The organism is Herbaspirillum sp. AP02 (assembly GCF_015767275.1).
GTDB lineage: Bacteria > Pseudomonadota > Gammaproteobacteria > Burkholderiales > Burkholderiaceae_D > Herbaspirillum.
In genome coordinates this window covers 500,115-515,971 of record NZ_JADWMY010000001.1, presented here as the reverse complement: position 1 = coordinate 515,971, position 15,857 = coordinate 500,115, and the positions used below count along the sequence as shown (strand labels likewise).

Genomic DNA, 15,857 nt, shown 5'->3' with positions numbered 1-15,857 from the left:
GTAGTCATGTCCAACGCAGCAAACACCCAGGGGGCGGTATACGTAGCCTCCTTTGAAACTCTTCGCATGACGGACGTCGAGTCCGTCGGTGGCAAAAACGCATCGCTGGGGGAAATGATTTCCCAGCTGGCCGGCGCAGGTGTACGCGTGCCGGGCGGTTTTGCCACAACTGCGCAAGCTTTCCGCGATTTCCTGGAGCATAGTGCAGACGGTGGCCCGACCCTGGCCGCCCGTATCGCTACGCGCCTCGAAGGTCTGGATATCGATGACGTGCGTTCGCTGGCCCAGGCCGGCGCCGAAATCCGTCAATGGATCGTCGAAACCCCGTTCCAGCCGTGCCTGGATCAGGAGATCCGCGCCTTCTACGACAAGCTGGTGGCCGATTCGACCGCCGAGATGTCGTTTGCCGTGCGTTCGTCCGCGACCGCCGAAGACCTGCCTGACGCGTCCTTCGCCGGTCAGCAGGAGACCTTCCTGAACGTGGTCGGCATCGACAACGTTCTGGAGGCGATGAAACACGTCTTCGCCTCGCTCTACAACGACCGCGCCATCTCGTATCGCGTCCACAAGGGTTTCACTCACGCCGAAGTGGCGCTGTCGGCCGGCGTGCAACGCATGGTCCGCTCCGACGTCGGCGCGGCCGGCGTGATGTTCACCATCGACACCGAATCGGGCTTCAAGGATGTGGTCTTCATCACTTCCAGCTATGGCCTGGGTGAGACCGTGGTGCAGGGCGCGGTCAACCCGGACGAATACTACGTCCACAAGCCCATGCTGGAACTGGGCAAGCAGCCGGTGATCCGCCGCAACCTGGGTTCCAAGCTGATCAAGATGGAATTCACCGGTGAAGCCAAGGCCGGCCGCTCGGTCAAGACCGTGGACGTGCCGGTGGAACTGCGCAACCGCTATTCCCTGACCGACGCCGAAGTGGTGGAACTGGCCAAGTACGCCACCATCATCGAGAAGCACTACCAGCGTCCGATGGACATCGAATGGGGCAAGGATGGTCGTGACGGCAAGCTGTACATCCTGCAGGCTCGTCCGGAAACCGTGAAGTCGCAGCAGAAGGCCACCGACGCGCAGCAGCGCTTCAAACTCAAGAGCTCCGGCACCGTGCTGGCCACCGGTCGCGCCATCGGCCAGAAGATCGGCGCCGGTCCGGTGCGCGTCATCAGCGATCCGGCTGAAATGGAACGTGTGCAGCCCGGCGACGTGCTGGTGGCCGACATGACCGATCCCAACTGGGAACCGGTGATGAAGCGTGCCTCGGCCATCGTCACCAACCGTGGCGGCCGTACCTGCCACGCCGCCATCATCGCCCGTGAACTGGGCGTGCCGGCGGTGGTCGGTTGTGGCGATGCCACCGACATATTGAAGGATGGCACCCTGGTCACCGTCTCCTGCGCCGAAGGCGACGAAGGCAAGATCTACGACGGCCTGCTGGAAACCGAAGTGACCGAAGTGGCCCGTGGTGAACTGCCGCCGATCCCGCTGAAGGTGATGATGAACGTGGGTAACCCGCAGCTGGCCTTCGACTTCCAGTCGATCCCCAACGGCGGTGTGGGCCTGGCGCGTCTGGAATTCATCATCAACAACAACATCGGTGTCCACCCCAAGGCAATCCTGGAATACCCGAACATCGACGCCGACCTGAAGAAGGCGGTGGAATCGGTGGCCCGTGGCCACGCCTCGCCCAAGGCCTTCTACGTGGACAAGCTGGCCGAAGGCATCGCCACCATCGCTGCGGCCTTCTGGCCCAAGCCGGTGATCGTGCGCCTGTCGGACTTCAAGTCCAACGAGTACAAGAAGCTGATCGGCGGTTCGCGCTACGAGCCGGACGAGGAAAACCCGATGCTGGGCTTCCGCGGTGCCGCCCGCTACCTGGCGCATGACTTCGCCGAAGCCTTCCAGATGGAGTGCCAGGCCATGAAGCGCGTACGCGAAGACATGGGCCTGACCAACGTCGAGGTGATGGTGCCCTTCGTGCGTACCCTGGGCCAGGCCGAGAAGGTCATCGGCCTCTTGGGCAAGTACGGTCTGAAGCGCGGCGAGAACGGCCTGCGCGTCATCATGATGTGCGAAGTGCCGTCCAACGCCATCCTGGCCGAGCAGTTCCTGGAACACTTCGACGGCTTCTCCATCGGTTCCAACGACCTGACCCAGCTGACCCTTGGCCTGGACCGCGATTCCGGTATGGAATTGCTGGCAGCCGACTTCGACGAACGCGATCCGGCGGTGCAGGCCTTGCTGTCCAAGGTCATCGCTACCTGCCGCGAGAAGGGCAAGTACGTTGGCATCTGCGGCCAGGGTCCCTCGGACCATCCGGACTTCGCCGAATGGCTGATGGAGCAGGGCATCGAGTCCATCTCGCTGAACCCGGATACCGTCATCGACACCTGGCAGCATCTGGCCAAGAAGTGATGATGAAGTAAGCATCACTGACCAACACTGACGTCGATCGTCGAAAGAAGTGAAAGGCGCGGACAGAAATGTCCGCGCCTTTGTTTTTGTGTTCTCAAGCTGCGGTAGACTGGGCGCGTTTTCTGTTTTTTGACGGGGAGGGGTAATGAGCGACTGGGCGATCTGGTGGGGGCTGGCAGGCGGGCTGCTGGCTGCAGAACTGTTCACCGGGACCTTCTATCTGCTGATGATTGCGCTGGGCCTGCTGGCCGGTGGCGTCGCAGCGTGGGTTGGCGTGCAACTCGAGTGGCAACTGCTGGTGGCCGCAGTCGTGGGCGTGGCAGCCGTCCTCGGTCTGCGCCGCAGCCGCTACGGCCGCCTGCGCCAGGGCAATGCCAACGACGATCCCAACCTGCTGCTCGATATCGGCCAGAGCATCGAGGTGCCGGCCTGGCAGACGCAGGGTAGCCAGTACATCGCCCGGGTCCCGTACCGGGGGGCGCAGTGGGATGTTGAACTGCTGCCCGGTCACCATGCCATGCCCGGTCCCTACGTCATCCGAGAAATACGCGGTAGCCGCCTGCTGGTGGCGCCGCGCTGATCCATTCCCCCCTCAAGTTCCAAGGAGAGTTCCATGCTGGGCAGCGTCACTCTGGTCATTTTCTTCCTCGCCATCGTCTTCGTCGTGCAGACGGTCAAGGTGGTTCCGCAACAGCACGCCTGGGTGGTGGAGCGCCTGGGCAAGTACCACGCCACGCTGGCACCGGGTCTCAATATCGTCGTCCCTTTCATCGATCGCGTGGCCTACAAGCACATCCTCAAGGAAATCCCGCTGGACGTGCCGCCGCAGGTCTGCATCACCCGCGACAATACGCAACTGCAGGTTGACGGCATCCTGTACTTCCAGATCACAGATCCCATGCGCGCTTCCTATGGTTCGTCCAACTACATCGCTGCCATCACCCAACTGGCGCAGACCACGCTGCGCTCGGTGATCGGCAAGATGGAACTGGACAAGACCTTCGAAGAGCGCGATCACATCAACACCGCCATCGTCAGCGCCATCGACGAATCGGCCGAGAACTGGGGCGTGAAGGTGCTGCGCTATGAAATCAAGGACCTGACTCCGCCCAAGGAAATCCTCCACGCCATGCAGGCGCAGATCACCGCCGAGCGTGAAAAGCGCGCCCTGATCGCCGCCTCCGAAGGGCGCAAGCAGGAACAGATCAACATCGCCACCGGTGAACGCGAAGCCGCCATCGCCCGTTCCGAGGGTGAGAAGCAGGCCTCGATCAATCGTGCCGAAGGTCAGGCTGCCGCCATTCTGGCCATCGCCGAGGCCAGTGCCGAGGCGATTCGCAAGACCGCCGCGGCAATCCAGCAACCGGGTGGTTCGGATGCCGTCAACCTGAAGGTGGCGGAGCAGTATGTGGATGCCTTCGGCAAGCTGGCCAAGACCAACAACTCCATCATCGTGCCGGCCAACCTGTCCGATATGAGCGGCCTGATTGCCTCGGCATTGCAAGTGGTGAAGCAACAGAAATAGACCATGAACTCCGTTTTTTCTCGTATCGCCCCGCATCGACGAGCCCTGTTCGTGCTGACGGCCGTCGTGTTGTCATCCGCTTGCGTCGCCCACGCGCAGCAAGCGGATGATGCGCTGGCCACGCGTGTGGATGCCCGGATGGAGCAGATCCTCGCCCAATATCCCGTTCCCGGGGCCAGCATCGCCATCGCTTACCAGGGAAGGATGGTGTATCAACGCGGCTACGGCATGGCTGTTGTCGAGACCAATACCCCCGTCACACCGCTGACGCGTTTTCGTATCGGCAGCATTTCCAAGGCGGTGACGGCGGTGGCGGTGCTGAGACTGTTCCAGAACGAGTTGCCGCAGGTGCTGGAGCGCCCGGTCTTCGGGCCGGGCGGTTTGCTACCGGATGCGGCCTACCCGGACTTCGCGCAGCCGCTGGACCCGCGCGTACTGAAGATCACGCTGCGCCAGCTGTTGCAGCACACCAGTGGCTGGGGAGGCAGCGACTACGATCCGCAATACGATCTGGCCAATATCGCCCGTGCACGCCAGGTTCCGGCCCCGGCGTCAGCGCGCGACGTGATCGCCTATGTGCTCAAGCAGCGTCTGCTGGATGCTGCACCGGGCAGTGAATTCTTCTACAGTAATTTCGCCTACAACGTGCTAGGTCGCATCATCGAGCACAAGACCGGGCTGCCCTATGAGCAAGCCGTGCAGGCATTGGTGTTCACCCCTGCCGGGATAGCCGATGCGGTGATCGCCGGGGATCGCCGCAACGAGCGCGCTGCCAGCGAGGCCGGCTATTACGATGATCCACGCTGGCCTGCCGTGGCCGATCGTGACGGCAGCGCGGTGACCGGTCCGGAGTCCTATTCCGCCTACCATTTCCGGAGCATGGACGCCACCGCCGGCTGGGTGAGCACGGCGGCCGATCTGGTGCGCTTTGTCGATGCCGTACAGGGACGCGGGAGTAGCGCATTGCTCACACCCCAGACGCTGGCACTGATGAAGCAGCGCGACGCCACCCTGGCAGAAAACAATTATGGGCTGGGCTGGGTGGTGACCCGCACCAACGGCATGGAAATCCTTTCCCACAGTGGCGCTCTCACCACCGGCAGCTACGCCTATCTGCAGTCGCGTGCCGATGGCTGGTCGTGGGCGGTGCTGATGAACCGCTTGCCGATTCCCTATCCGGCCGAGCAGGGGGCGCGGGAATTGCAGGCCTTCCAGGTCGCGGTGCAGCGCGGACTGATGAGTACCATTGTCAACCCGGAACCACAGGCGGCTTCACGCTAGGATGCCGCCCGCTGCCTGCAGCCGATCTGACCAGCCCCACGGGCGGCCATCAGCCACCCGTCATCAGGCCTCTACGGTGTCGCCCCGGGCCGGTTCATCGGCCATGAAGGGCAGGGTGATATCCACCCGCAGGCCGCCATCGGGCCGATTGGCGGCACGGATGACACCGTGATGCGCTTCCACGATACGTCGGGCAATCGATAGTCCCAGGCCGTGACCGGCGCTGTTGCTCTTGGTGCGACTGCTGCGGAAGAACAGTTCGAAGATGCTGTTCATCTCGTCCTCCGGCACACCGGGCCCACGGTCGAGAATGGACAGATGCAGCAGCTTGCCGACCTCATCGATCTCGGCGAGGAACTGCACCGCAGTTGACGGTGCGGTGTGCTTGATGGCATTGCGTAGCACGTTCTCGAGGGCGCGATAGAGCAGCTCAGGATTGCCCTGGACCTGGACCCGGCAGGCGATCTGGCTTTCTACCTTCTTGCCCAGGGTCTCGGCCTCGAAATTGGCGTCGTTGATCATGTCCCCCAGCATGGGCTGGATCGCAATGGCTTCTTCCATCGAACCCGGGACATTGGCCTCCAGCCGCGACAGCGTCAGCAGTTCACCCACCAGCTTGTCCATGCGCACGCTTTCCCGCTCGATGCGTTCCAGGGTCAGCTCCAGCTTGTCCCGGTCCTGCACCCGCGCCAGGCCGATGGCCATCTGCAGGCGCGCAATCGGCGAACGCAACTCATGCGAGACGTCATGCAGCAGGCGCCGCTGGCTTTCCATCAGCGTGCGCAGCTTGGCGGTCATGGCGTCGAAATCGCGGCCCAGGTCGGCCAGTTCATCATTGCGCGCGCTCATCACCGGCTCCAGCTCCAGATCCAGATTGCCATTGGCGGCCTGGTTGAACGCGTTCTTGAGATGGCGAATCGGATGCGAGAAATACCAGGCCAGCAACAGGGCAAAGACCAGGCTGGCCACCAGCGCTACGGCCAACGGCATGGTCGGGAAGAACAGCGGCTTGGGGCCGCGCTCCTTCATGTAGCGCGGCTCGCGACCGGGCATGCCGCCGGGGCCGGGGCCGGGAGGTGGCGCGAACTCATCGCTGGGCGCCGGGATGAACATCAGGTAGCTATGGCCATTGGTGGCCTTGACCAGTTCCACCACGCGTCGCTCGCGCTCGGTCGTCAACAGGTGGCGCGCCTCTTCCACCAGCCTGGGCGGCACTTCGCGCCCCATCAGATCCTTGTTCTCTTCATCCACCGCATACAACTGCAGACGATGCGGGCGCCCTTCGTTGATCAGGCTGCGTAAGGCTTCCGGCCCGCCGAACTGCAGCGTGGCAGCGGCCGAGCGGATCATGAACGAAGCCGGTGGACTGAGGTCGATTTCCGAGTTGCGGTTGCTGCGTTCCAGGTTTTCTATCCAGAACAGCACGCCCACGCCGAAGGTGGCGGTAATCTGGGCGATCGCAATGAAAAAGAAGAACTTCCAGAATAACCGGCCCACTTTATTCCTTGATGAACTGGTAGCCGAGGCGATAGACGGTCTGGATGCAGCTCTTGTCGCTGCCCAGGGCGGCGATCTTCTGGCGGATGCTGGAGAGGTGGACGTCGATGTTGCGGTCGAAGCGTGCCAGCGGTCGGCCCAGTCCCTGTTCCGACAGGGTCTGCTTGCTGACCGGTTTGCCGGCATTGCGGGCCAGCACTTCCAGCAGATTGAATTCGCTGCTGGTCAACTCCAGCGGCCGGCTGTTCCAGGTGGCACGACGCTGTTCCGGCCACATCGACAGCGCACCCACGGCCAGCGGCGAGTAGGGCGCCTGTTCGCTGCTCTCGGCAGAAGCGCGGCGCAGGATGGCGCGGATGCGGGCAGCGATCTCGCGTGGCGTGCAGGGCTTGGGGACGTAGTCGTCGGCGCCCAGTTCCAGGCCGATGATGCGGTCGGTATCATCGCCCTTGGCGGTCAGCATCACTACCGGCATGCTGCTCTTGGCGCGGATGCGGCGCAGGGTATCGACGCCGTTCAGACGCGGCATCATCACATCAAGCACCGCGATGGCGTACTGACCGGTGAGCGCCTCGGCGGCACCGGCTTCGCCATCGTAGGCGACGTTGACTTCGAATTTTTCCTGCTCCAGGTATTCCTTGAGCATATCGACGAGTTCCACGTCATCGTCGATCAAAAGCACTTTAGACATCGCTGCATTCCATTCTCGAATTGCCCTGCCTCCAGGCCGCAGGGCGTCGGCAGCCCGTAATATGCCGTAAAAGGTTTTGCAGGAGTGTTTCTGGCCGTCTTTACAATTGCATCTTTACATTCATTTACCGCGCTGCACTGAACCTTGGAGCGAGGGTGTTGCACCTTTCCTTTCATCACCGATTTTTCATCGATCCGCTCTGAGGCCGCGCCAGGCTTGACTCGCAGCAATCTCCGGTAGTGCGCTTCCTGACAGAACTTTACTCCGCTTTACGCTTCAGGGTTCAACTTAACACTACTTGATGACCGATACTATTGACACTGATAAGGGAGCGATGCAAGGGGCGTCGCGCACAATAAAAGGAGCGTGTCATGGCAATCAGCAGCGTTGGTTCCAGCAATTTCAGCCTGTCCGATCTTTCTGCGCTAAGCGGGACGAGCGGCTTTTCCACCAGCGCCAGCCAGCGCATGGATGCGCCGCCGCCGCCACCTCCGCCGCGTGGCGACAAGGGGGGCGGCCTGATCGGGGCACTCAAGGATATTCTCGCCTCGCTGGGCGTGGAGCTCGATGCGACCGCCAGCAGCGCCACCGCAACCAGCGCCACCACCTCGGCCAGCACTACCTCGTCAAGCAGCAGCATTTCAGCTTCGAATGTCGATTCGAAGCTGGATGCCTTCCTGCAGGAACTCATGGCCGCCCTGAAAGGCCAGAACAATCCGCCACCGGGACCGCCGCCGGCCTTTTCGTCATCGTCTACTGACGGTTCCTCGACCAGCGTTTCGGCCACCAGCGAGGTCGGCAGCACCAGCAGTAGCAGTGCCAGCAGCGCCAGCGCCACGGCGACCGATACCACGGCCCGCTCCTACTCACCAGCCGGTCGTCCACCGCCGCCTGGCGGTGGGCTCGAGGCCGACCTCAGTAGCCTGATCTCCAGTCTTTCCTCCGGCAGCAGCGATGGCAGTGATGGCACGAACTCGTCGCTGGAAAGTGCCTTCAGCAACCTGCTCGGTTCACTCGGGGCCTCCACCAGCACCTCGCTCTCCAGCTTCCTGCAAAACCTGCAGAGCAAGCTGGCAGCGGGCAAGACCACTGGCAACCTGGTCGACACCACGGCGTGATCCGGCGGCGGCGTCATGGCCTGGCGGCGTGATAAGCTGCCGGCCATGATTTCTCCCGATCCCGCCAAACTGGCCAGCATCATGGGCCTGATGTGCGAGGCCATCGCATTGCGTGGCGCGCAACAGCCCACTGCGGCACTGACCGTGCTGGAACAGGCACTGACCCTGGACCCCGGCTTCCTGCCGCTGCACATGCAGCGTGCCGATCTGCTCGGCGACATGGGTGACCTGGCCGGCGCGGTCGGCGCCTATGAAGCCTGCCTGGATCTGGTGCCGGACTACGACGAGGCGCGCATCGCCCATCGCGCAGTAATGGCGCAATGGGCGGCCAACCTGGAAGCCGACCAAGAGGCGGACGATAAGCCGGACACCGAACGCGCCGCCACGCTGGCGCGCCTCTACTACAAACTGGCGCAGCCGCAACAGGCGCTGCGCGCACTTGCTCCTGCGCTAGCGCTGCCCAGCCTGGAGTACCAGGCCTTGCATGCCGATATCCTGCTCCTGCTGAACCGGCACGAAGAAGCGCTGCTCTGCTATCCGGAAGCCGCCCACGGCGACGACCACACCGGCGCCCTGATCGCCTTCAACCGCGCCGATATCCTGCGCCGCATGGGGCGCATCGATGAAGCGCAAGCCGCCTATGAAGAAGCCCTGCGCTGGCATGCCGATTTCCCCCAGGCCAAGGTCGGCCGTGCCCACATGCTGCTGACGCGGCACGACTATGCGCGGGGATGGCCGGCCCATGAAGCCCGCTTCGAGATTGCCGAACTGGCCCGGCATGGCATCAGCAGCCCCAGCCCGCGCTGGCAACCGGGCCAGGATGTACAGGGAAAGCGAGTGCTCTTGTGGGCCGAACAAGGGCAGGGCGATTGCCTGCAATTCGCCCGCTACATCCCGCTGGTCGCACAGCGTGCGGCGCAGGTGACGCTCTGCGCCCCCGCAGCGTTGTTGGCGGTGCTAGCCCCATCCTTGCCCGGGGTGGACTGCGTGTCGCACGCACATGAAGCGCCGCCCCATGATTGCCATGCCTCGCTGCTGAGCCTGCCGTTGTTGCTTGAGTTGCCTGATCCTGGCCAGGGGCCGCAGCCGCCTTATCTCTTTGCCGATCCTGGGCGCATAGCGCAGTGGCAGCAGCAACTGGCGTTTCTGGATGGCGCTGCGCCGCGTCGTCCGCGTATTGGCCTGGCCTGGGCCGGACGGCAGTACGCCACCACGCATCCCAGCCGCGATGTGCCATTGGCCGCATTGCTGCCGCTCTTCGACTTGCCGGCCGACTTCATCAGCCTGCAGGTGGAAATTCCCCTGGCCGACCAGGCGCTGCACCCGAAAGTGGCGGGCCGGCTGCACAACTTGCCCTTGACGGACTGGGCTGATACCGCAGCGCTGGCCTGCGCGCTGGACCTGGTGATCAGTGTCGACACCGCCGTGATACACCTGGCCGGCGCACTGGGCCTGCCATGCTTCCTGCCGCAACGGCTGGAAGGCGAGTGGCGCTGGGGCGTGCAGGGGGAATCCAGTCCCTGGTATCCCTCGATACGGCTATTCCGCCAGCAGGAGCGCGGGCAATGGGCGCCGGTGGTGGCCGGGATGGTGGCAGCCTGCCGCGAGAAATTCGCCGGCTGGTCGTAACGGCAGACATGAAAACGGCTGCCCTGGGCAGCCGTTGTTGTTGTGGGAGAGGGAAGGCGTAGGATCAGCGGCGATTCTGCTTCATGGCTGCCTGGATTTCGCGCTGGCCGTCACGTTGCTTTTCGGTCTCGCGCTTGTCGTGCTGCTTCTTGCCCTTGGCCAGGCCGATGTCGCATTTGACCCGTCCCTTGCTGTAGTGCAGGTTCAGAGGGACCAGCGTATAGCCCGAGCGCTCCACCTTGCCGATCAGTTTGCTGATCTCCGCCGCATTGAGCAGCAGCTTGCGGGTGCGGGTCGTTTCCGGGTGCACGTGTGTCGAGGTGCTGGTCAGCGCGCTGATGTGGCAGCCGAACAGATAGACCTCGCCATTGCGCACGATCACGTAGGCTTCTTTCAGTTGCACGCGGCCGGCGCGGATCGATTTGACTTCCCAACCTTGCAAGACGAGACCCGCTTCGAATCGCTCTTCGATGAAGTAATCGAAAAAGGCCTTTTTGTTATCAATAATGCTCATCTAAATAAAAATTCGTCTCGTCGGTTAAAATTGTGCCTTTGCGATTTTATCAAACGGATCACCCTCGATGGCAGTCGTTCACAAAACCGTCCTGATCAACTATAGCGCGGAGCAGATGTTCAACCTGGTCGACAAGGTTGAGGATTACCCTGAATTCCTGCCCTGGTGTGGCGGTGTCGAGGTGTCTGAACGCAGTGACGATAGTCTCACGGCCAAGCTCAAGATCAACTACCACGGCCTGAAACAGTCCTTCAGTACCCACAATACCAATGTGCGTCCCACCAGCATGACCATGCGCCTGGTGGAAGGTCCCTTCAAGCATTTTGAAGGTCGATGGAACTTCAAGCCGCTACGGGAGGATGCCTGCAAGATCGAGTTCGACATGGAATATGAATTTTCCAGTCGCCTCCTGGAGGGCGTGATCGGCCCGGTCTTCAGCATGATCGCCAACAGCTTTGTCGACTCCTTCTGCAAGCGGGCCGAACAGATATATGGCTGAAGGAGCAGCTTTGCAAGTCCAGCTTTGCTACGCCGCGCCTGGACTGCAGATTCTCAGACATCTTGAGGTGGCTCCGGGCTGCACCATCCAGCAGGCCATTCTCGACAGCGGCGTGCTGCGCGAACAGCCGGCGATCGACCTCTCCACCTGCAAGGTTGGCCTCTTCGGCAAGGTCAAGCCGCTCGATACGCCGCTGCGCGAGCGCGACCGGATCGAAATCTACCGCCCCCTGATCGCCGACCCCAAGCAATCCCGCCGACGCCGGGCGGCGCACCAGGAACGCGGGCAGGGCGCGTAAGCCAGCCGGGCTTGCTGGCTTGCTGGCTTGTCGGCTTGTCGGCTTGCCAGCAAGCCCGGAATATCCGGCATTTTTACGACGCCCGGAGGCAGAATCGCAAGCTGAGCAAGACGCACGATCAAGTTTTCTGTATAATTCGCTTTTGCGCCTATAGGAAACACTATGCGTCTTCTCCAAAAAGCACTCACGTTCGATGATGTGCTGCTCGTTCCGGCCTTCTCGGACATCCTCCCCAAAGATACTTCCCTGACCACGCGCCTGACGCGCAACATCTCGCTGAACATCCCGCTGGTGTCGGCTGCGATGGATACCGTCACCGAAGCACGCCTGGCCATTGCCATGGCGCAAGAAGGCGGGATCGGCATCATCCACAAGAACCTGACGCCCAAGGAGCAGGCGCGTGAGGTGTCCAAGGTCAAGCGTTTCGAGTCCGGCGTGGTCCGCGATCCGATCACCATCCCCCCCACCATGAAGATCCGTGACGTGATCGCGCTGTCCAAGCAGCACGGCATCAGCGGCTTCCCGGTGGTCGAAGGCAAGGCGCTGGTGGGCATCATCACCAACCGCGACCTGCGTTTCGAGCGCGAACTGGACGCCGAAGTGCGCGCCAAGATGACTCCCCGCGAGAAGCTGGTCTACGTCAAGGAAAACGGTTCCAGCGCTGACCCCGAAGAAGCCAAGCGCCTGATGAACAAGCACCGCCTGGAGCGCGTGATGGTCGTCAACGATGCCTTCGAGCTGCGTGGCCTGATCACCGTCAAGGACATCGAGAAGTCCACCGAACACCCCTTCGCCTGCAAGGACGAGCACGGCAAGCTGCGCGTGGGCGCCGCTGTCGGCGTGGGCCCGGACAATGACGAGCGCATCGAGCTGCTGGTCGCCGCCGGCGTGGACGTGATCGTGGTCGACACCGCCCACGGCCACTCCGCTGGCGTGCTGAACCGGGTCAAGTGGGTCAAGACCCGCTACCCGCACGTGGAAGTCATCGGCGGCAACATCGCCACCGCCGCCGCCGCCAAGGCACTGGTCGAACATGGCGCTGACGCCGTCAAGGTCGGCATCGGCCCCGGCTCGATCTGCACCACCCGTATCGTCGCCGGCGTGGGCGTGCCGCAAATCTCCGCCATCGCCAACGTCGCCGACGCCTTGAAGGGTACCGGTGTACCGGTGATCGCCGACGGCGGCATCCGCTTCTCCGGCGACGTCGCCAAGGCGCTGGCCGCCGGTGCTTCAGCCGTGATGATGGGCAGCATGTTCGCCGGCACCGAAGAAGCCCCGGGCGAAGTGATCCTGTACCAGGGCCGCAGCTACAAGTCCTACCGTGGCATGGGTTCGCTGGGCGCCATGGCCGACGGCTCGGCCGACCGCTACTTCCAGGACGGCGACAACACCGCCGACAAGTTCGTACCGGAAGGCATTGAAGGCCGTGTCGCCTACAAGGGCTCGGTGGTCGCCATCCTGTACCAGCTGGTGGGTGGCGTGCGCTCCTCCATGGGTTACTGCGGTTGCGGCTCCATCGACGACTTCCGCGAACGCGCCGAATTCGTCGAGATCACCTCGGCCGGCATGCGCGAATCGCATGTCCACGATGTGCAGATCACCAAGGAAGCCCCGAACTACCGCGCCGAGTAATCTTCGATGCGGCCACAGCCCGACAGCTTACCGGCACCATGCCAGTCTGTCGGGCTGTTGAATTTTTCAGCAGTCCATTCAGCAGTCCTTCTAACGTAGCCAGACCTCATTGCCCATGTCCACGCATTCGCATTCGAAAATCCTGATCCTCGACTTCGGTTCCCAGGTGACCCAGCTCATCGCTCGCCGCGTGCGCGAAGCCGGTGTGTTTTCCGAGGTATTCCCGCATGATGTGACCGACGAATTCGTGCGCAACTACGGTGCGGCCGGCGTCATTCTCTCCGGCGGCCCCAACAGCGTCACCGAAGGCGACACTCCGCGCGCACCGCAATCGGTATTCGAACTGGGCGTGCCGGTCCTGGGCATCTGCTACGGCATGCAGACCATGGCCGAGCAACTGGGCGGCAAGGTCGAGAACGGTCACCTGCGCGAATTCGGCTATGCCGAAGTCCGTGCCCACGGCCACACCAAGCTGCTGGACAACATCAGTGATTTCACCAATGCCCAGGGCCACGGCATGTTGAAGGTCTGGATGAGCCACGGCGACAAGGTCAACGACATGCCGGCCGGCTTCAAGCTCATGGCCTCCACCGGCAACTGCCCCATCGCCGGCATGGCCGACGAAGAACGCCGCTTCTACGGCGTGCAGTTCCACCCTGAAGTCACCCACACCGTGCAGGGCAAGGCCATGCTGGCGCGTTTCGTGCACGAGATCTGCGGCTGCCAGTCCGACTGGAACATGCCCGACTACATCTCCGAAGCCGTCGAGATGATCCGCCAGCAGGTCGGCAGCGATGAAGTCATCCTGGGCCTCTCCGGTGGCGTGGACAGCAGCGTGGCCGCCGCCCTGATCCATCGCGCCATCGGTGACCAGCTGACCTGCGTCTTCGTCGACCACGGCCTGCTGCGCCTGGACGAAGGCAAGATGGTCATGGAGATGTTCGGCAAGAACCTGGGCGTGAAGGTGATCCACGTGGATGCCACCGCGCAGTTCATGGGCCACCTGGCTGGCGTCACCGATCCCGAAGCCAAGCGCAAGATCATCGGCCGCGAGTTCGTCGAAGTGTTCCAGGCCGAGTCGGCCAAGCTGACCAATGCCAAATGGCTGGCCCAGGGCACCATCTACCCGGACGTGATCGAAAGCGCCGGCAAGGGCAAGAAGACCGCCCACACCATCAAGAGCCACCACAACGTCGGCGGCCTGCCGGAAACCCTGAACCTGAAGCTGCTGGAGCCGCTGCGTGAACTGTTCAAGGACGAAGTCCGCGAACTGGGCGTAGCCCTGGGCCTGCCACCGGAGATGGTCTACCGTCACCCGTTCCCCGGCCCGGGTCTGGGCGTGCGCATCCTGGGTGAAGTGAAGAAGGAATACGCCGACCTGCTGCGCCGCGCTGACGCGATCTTCATCGAGGAGCTGCGCAATACGAAGGATGAAGACGGCCAGAGCTGGTACGAAAAGACCAGCCAGGCCTTCGCCGTGTTCCTGCCGGTGAAGTCGGTGGGCGTGATGGGCGACGGCCGTACCTACGAATATGTGGTGGCCCTGCGCGCCGTGCAGACTCAGGACTTCATGACCGCACACTGGGCGCACCTGCCGCATGAACTGCTGGGACGTGTTTCCAACCGCATCATCAATGAAGTGCGCGGGCTGAACCGGGTGGTGTACGACATTTCGGGCAAGCCGCCAGCGACCATTGAGTGGGAATAAGAGAAGTATTCCCATGTAAATCAATAGCATGGAAAATCACGCAAAAATAGCTAGGCAAAAGCTGATTTCTCCAAGCTGTTGATTTCAAGGGGGCCGAGTCAAGGATGTCTTCCTGGCACCCCCTCTGACGGGGCGAACCTGGCCGCAGAACTGGCGGGTGCATCAGATGTGTTGTTGCCCCTTTCGGGCCTGGGCGGCAATACCCTCTGTCACGGTCCGTAGGCCTGCTTCATCGAGAATGCCTGTTGGTTGACAGAGCTGCCGCTCTCCTGATATTCCAGACCATGCCCGCTCCCCAGATACGTTTGCGTTGCGATCCAGCCCTGGCCGATGTCCTGCCGCGTCCCCAGCTGGCGCGCGAAGTGATCCCGCCCTGGATTCGCAGCATGCCCGCCAAGGCGTTCTCCGTGCTGCACGACCGCGATATCCGCACCGTCAAGCAGTGCCCGCCCTTCATCGATGCGATGGCGCACGGGTTCATGATCCTGTTGCCCTGCGATGTGCACGTCGATCAAGGCGTGTTCCGTTGGGACTGGGATGTGCCGCCGCCTGCGGTGCAAGGGCATCCGCGTGCGCCGTTGAGTTTCCATCCACCTGCCCAGGTGACCGGGACGCCGTTTCTGAAGGATGATGCCCTGGTCCTGAAATTCAACAGTTTCTGGACCATCGAACTGGACGCAGGCTGGTCCCTGTTCGCCACCCATCCGGTAAATCGGCATGACCTGCCGTTCCGTCTCTTGTCAGGACTGGTCGATGCCGACCATTTCCATGACGCCGGCATCAATTTCCCGGCGGTGTGGACCGATGCGGCGTTCGCGGGCGTTCTGCCGAAAGGCACACCGATCGCGCAATGCCTGGTGGTGCCGCGCGAACGGCCGGAGCTGCATTTCGATACCCTCGATGCCGATGCCGCCAGCCGATACAGCGAGACGGTCGCCCAGGTGCTGGCCAGCCCGAATGTCTATCGCAAACGATATCGCCAGCGCAAATAGGCCAGCCCAGCATCCGTGGTTCGACGTCGCGACATCGCGGCGTCTGCATCCA

At 62.6% G+C, this 15,857-nt stretch carries 14 protein-coding genes; 11 read left to right on the top strand and 3 right to left on the bottom strand.

Going from position 1 to position 15,857, the window contains the following annotated elements; translation table 11 throughout:
* Positions 1–66: 66 nt before the first annotated feature.
* From ppsA to I5R65_RS02235, 4 genes are all read left to right on the top strand, one after another.
* Positions 67–2,421: a phosphoenolpyruvate synthase gene (gene ppsA, locus I5R65_RS02250; RefSeq protein WP_231395037.1), complete on the top strand. Its 2,355-nt coding sequence runs from the start codon at positions 67–69 to the stop codon at positions 2,419–2,421.
* Between the two features lie 145 nt (positions 2,422–2,566).
* Positions 2,567–3,001 (top strand): NfeD family protein, encoded by a 435-nt coding sequence (locus I5R65_RS02245; RefSeq protein ID WP_196872094.1) that lies wholly within the window; start codon positions 2,567–2,569, stop codon positions 2,999–3,001.
* A 33-nt stretch (positions 3,002–3,034) separates the two neighbouring features.
* Positions 3,035–3,946: an SPFH domain-containing protein gene (locus I5R65_RS02240; protein WP_102662877.1), complete on the top strand. Its 912-nt coding sequence runs from the start codon at positions 3,035–3,037 to the stop codon at positions 3,944–3,946.
* Between the two features lie 3 nt (positions 3,947–3,949).
* A complete protein-coding gene (locus I5R65_RS02235; protein WP_196872093.1) occupies positions 3,950–5,227 on the top strand; it encodes a serine hydrolase in 1,278 nt (425 codons plus the stop codon).
* A 63-nt stretch (positions 5,228–5,290) separates the two neighbouring features.
* On the opposite strand, the gene I5R65_RS02230 is transcribed toward I5R65_RS02235, so the two are convergent.
* Together I5R65_RS02230 and I5R65_RS02225 are read right to left on the bottom strand one after the other, a co-directional pair.
* Entirely contained in the window at positions 5,291–6,724 is a 1,434-nt protein-coding gene (locus I5R65_RS02230; RefSeq protein WP_196872092.1) for an ATP-binding protein, read from the bottom strand.
* Between the two features lies 1 nt (position 6,725).
* Complete coding sequence (locus tag I5R65_RS02225; RefSeq protein ID WP_196872091.1) at positions 6,726–7,415, bottom strand: response regulator transcription factor; 690 nt, start codon at positions 7,413–7,415, stop codon at positions 6,726–6,728.
* A gap of 371 nt (positions 7,416–7,786) precedes the next feature.
* Here I5R65_RS02225 and I5R65_RS02220 point away from each other — a divergent pair, with 371 nt between their 5' ends.
* A complete protein-coding gene (locus I5R65_RS02220; protein ID WP_196872090.1) occupies positions 7,787–8,533 on the top strand; it encodes a hypothetical protein in 747 nt (248 codons plus the stop codon).
* Between the two features lie 45 nt (positions 8,534–8,578).
* The gene (locus tag I5R65_RS02215; RefSeq protein ID WP_196872089.1) at positions 8,579–10,162 is read left to right on the top strand and encodes a tetratricopeptide repeat protein; all 1,584 of its coding nucleotides are present in this window, start codon (positions 8,579–8,581) and stop codon (positions 10,160–10,162) included.
* A 64-nt stretch (positions 10,163–10,226) separates the two neighbouring features.
* Here I5R65_RS02215 and smpB read toward each other — a convergent pair whose 3' ends face one another.
* Positions 10,227–10,676, bottom strand: coding sequence for an SsrA-binding protein SmpB (smpB, locus tag I5R65_RS02210; RefSeq protein WP_196872088.1), 450 nt, complete (start codon positions 10,674–10,676; stop codon positions 10,227–10,229).
* A 67-nt stretch (positions 10,677–10,743) separates the two neighbouring features.
* Between smpB and I5R65_RS02205 the strand changes: the two genes are divergently transcribed.
* The 5 genes from I5R65_RS02205 to I5R65_RS02185 all read left to right on the top strand — a co-directional run bounded on the left by I5R65_RS02205 (position 10,744) and on the right by I5R65_RS02185 (position 15,805).
* Positions 10,744–11,175 carry a type II toxin-antitoxin system RatA family toxin gene (locus I5R65_RS02205; protein WP_196872087.1) on the top strand — a complete coding sequence of 144 codons (432 nt, stop codon included), beginning with the start codon at positions 10,744–10,746 and terminating at the stop codon, positions 11,173–11,175.
* Positions 11,168–11,473, top strand: a complete 306-nt coding sequence (locus I5R65_RS02200; protein WP_196872086.1) for an RnfH family protein — start codon at positions 11,168–11,170, stop codon at positions 11,471–11,473. Before I5R65_RS02205 ends, I5R65_RS02200 begins: the two co-directional genes overlap by 8 nt.
* A 162-nt stretch (positions 11,474–11,635) precedes the next feature.
* On the top strand, positions 11,636–13,105 hold the full coding sequence (guaB, locus tag I5R65_RS02195; RefSeq protein ID WP_196872085.1) for an IMP dehydrogenase: 1,470 nt from the start codon (positions 11,636–11,638) through the stop codon (positions 13,103–13,105).
* 115 nt (positions 13,106–13,220) lie between these two features.
* A complete protein-coding gene (gene guaA, locus I5R65_RS02190) occupies positions 13,221–14,813 on the top strand; it encodes a glutamine-hydrolyzing GMP synthase (protein ID WP_196872084.1) in 1,593 nt (530 codons plus the stop codon).
* 386 nt (positions 14,814–15,199) lie between these two features.
* Positions 15,200–15,805 (top strand): hypothetical protein, encoded by a 606-nt coding sequence (locus I5R65_RS02185; protein ID WP_231395036.1) that lies wholly within the window; start codon positions 15,200–15,202, stop codon positions 15,803–15,805.
* Positions 15,806–15,857: the final 52 nt, after the last annotated feature.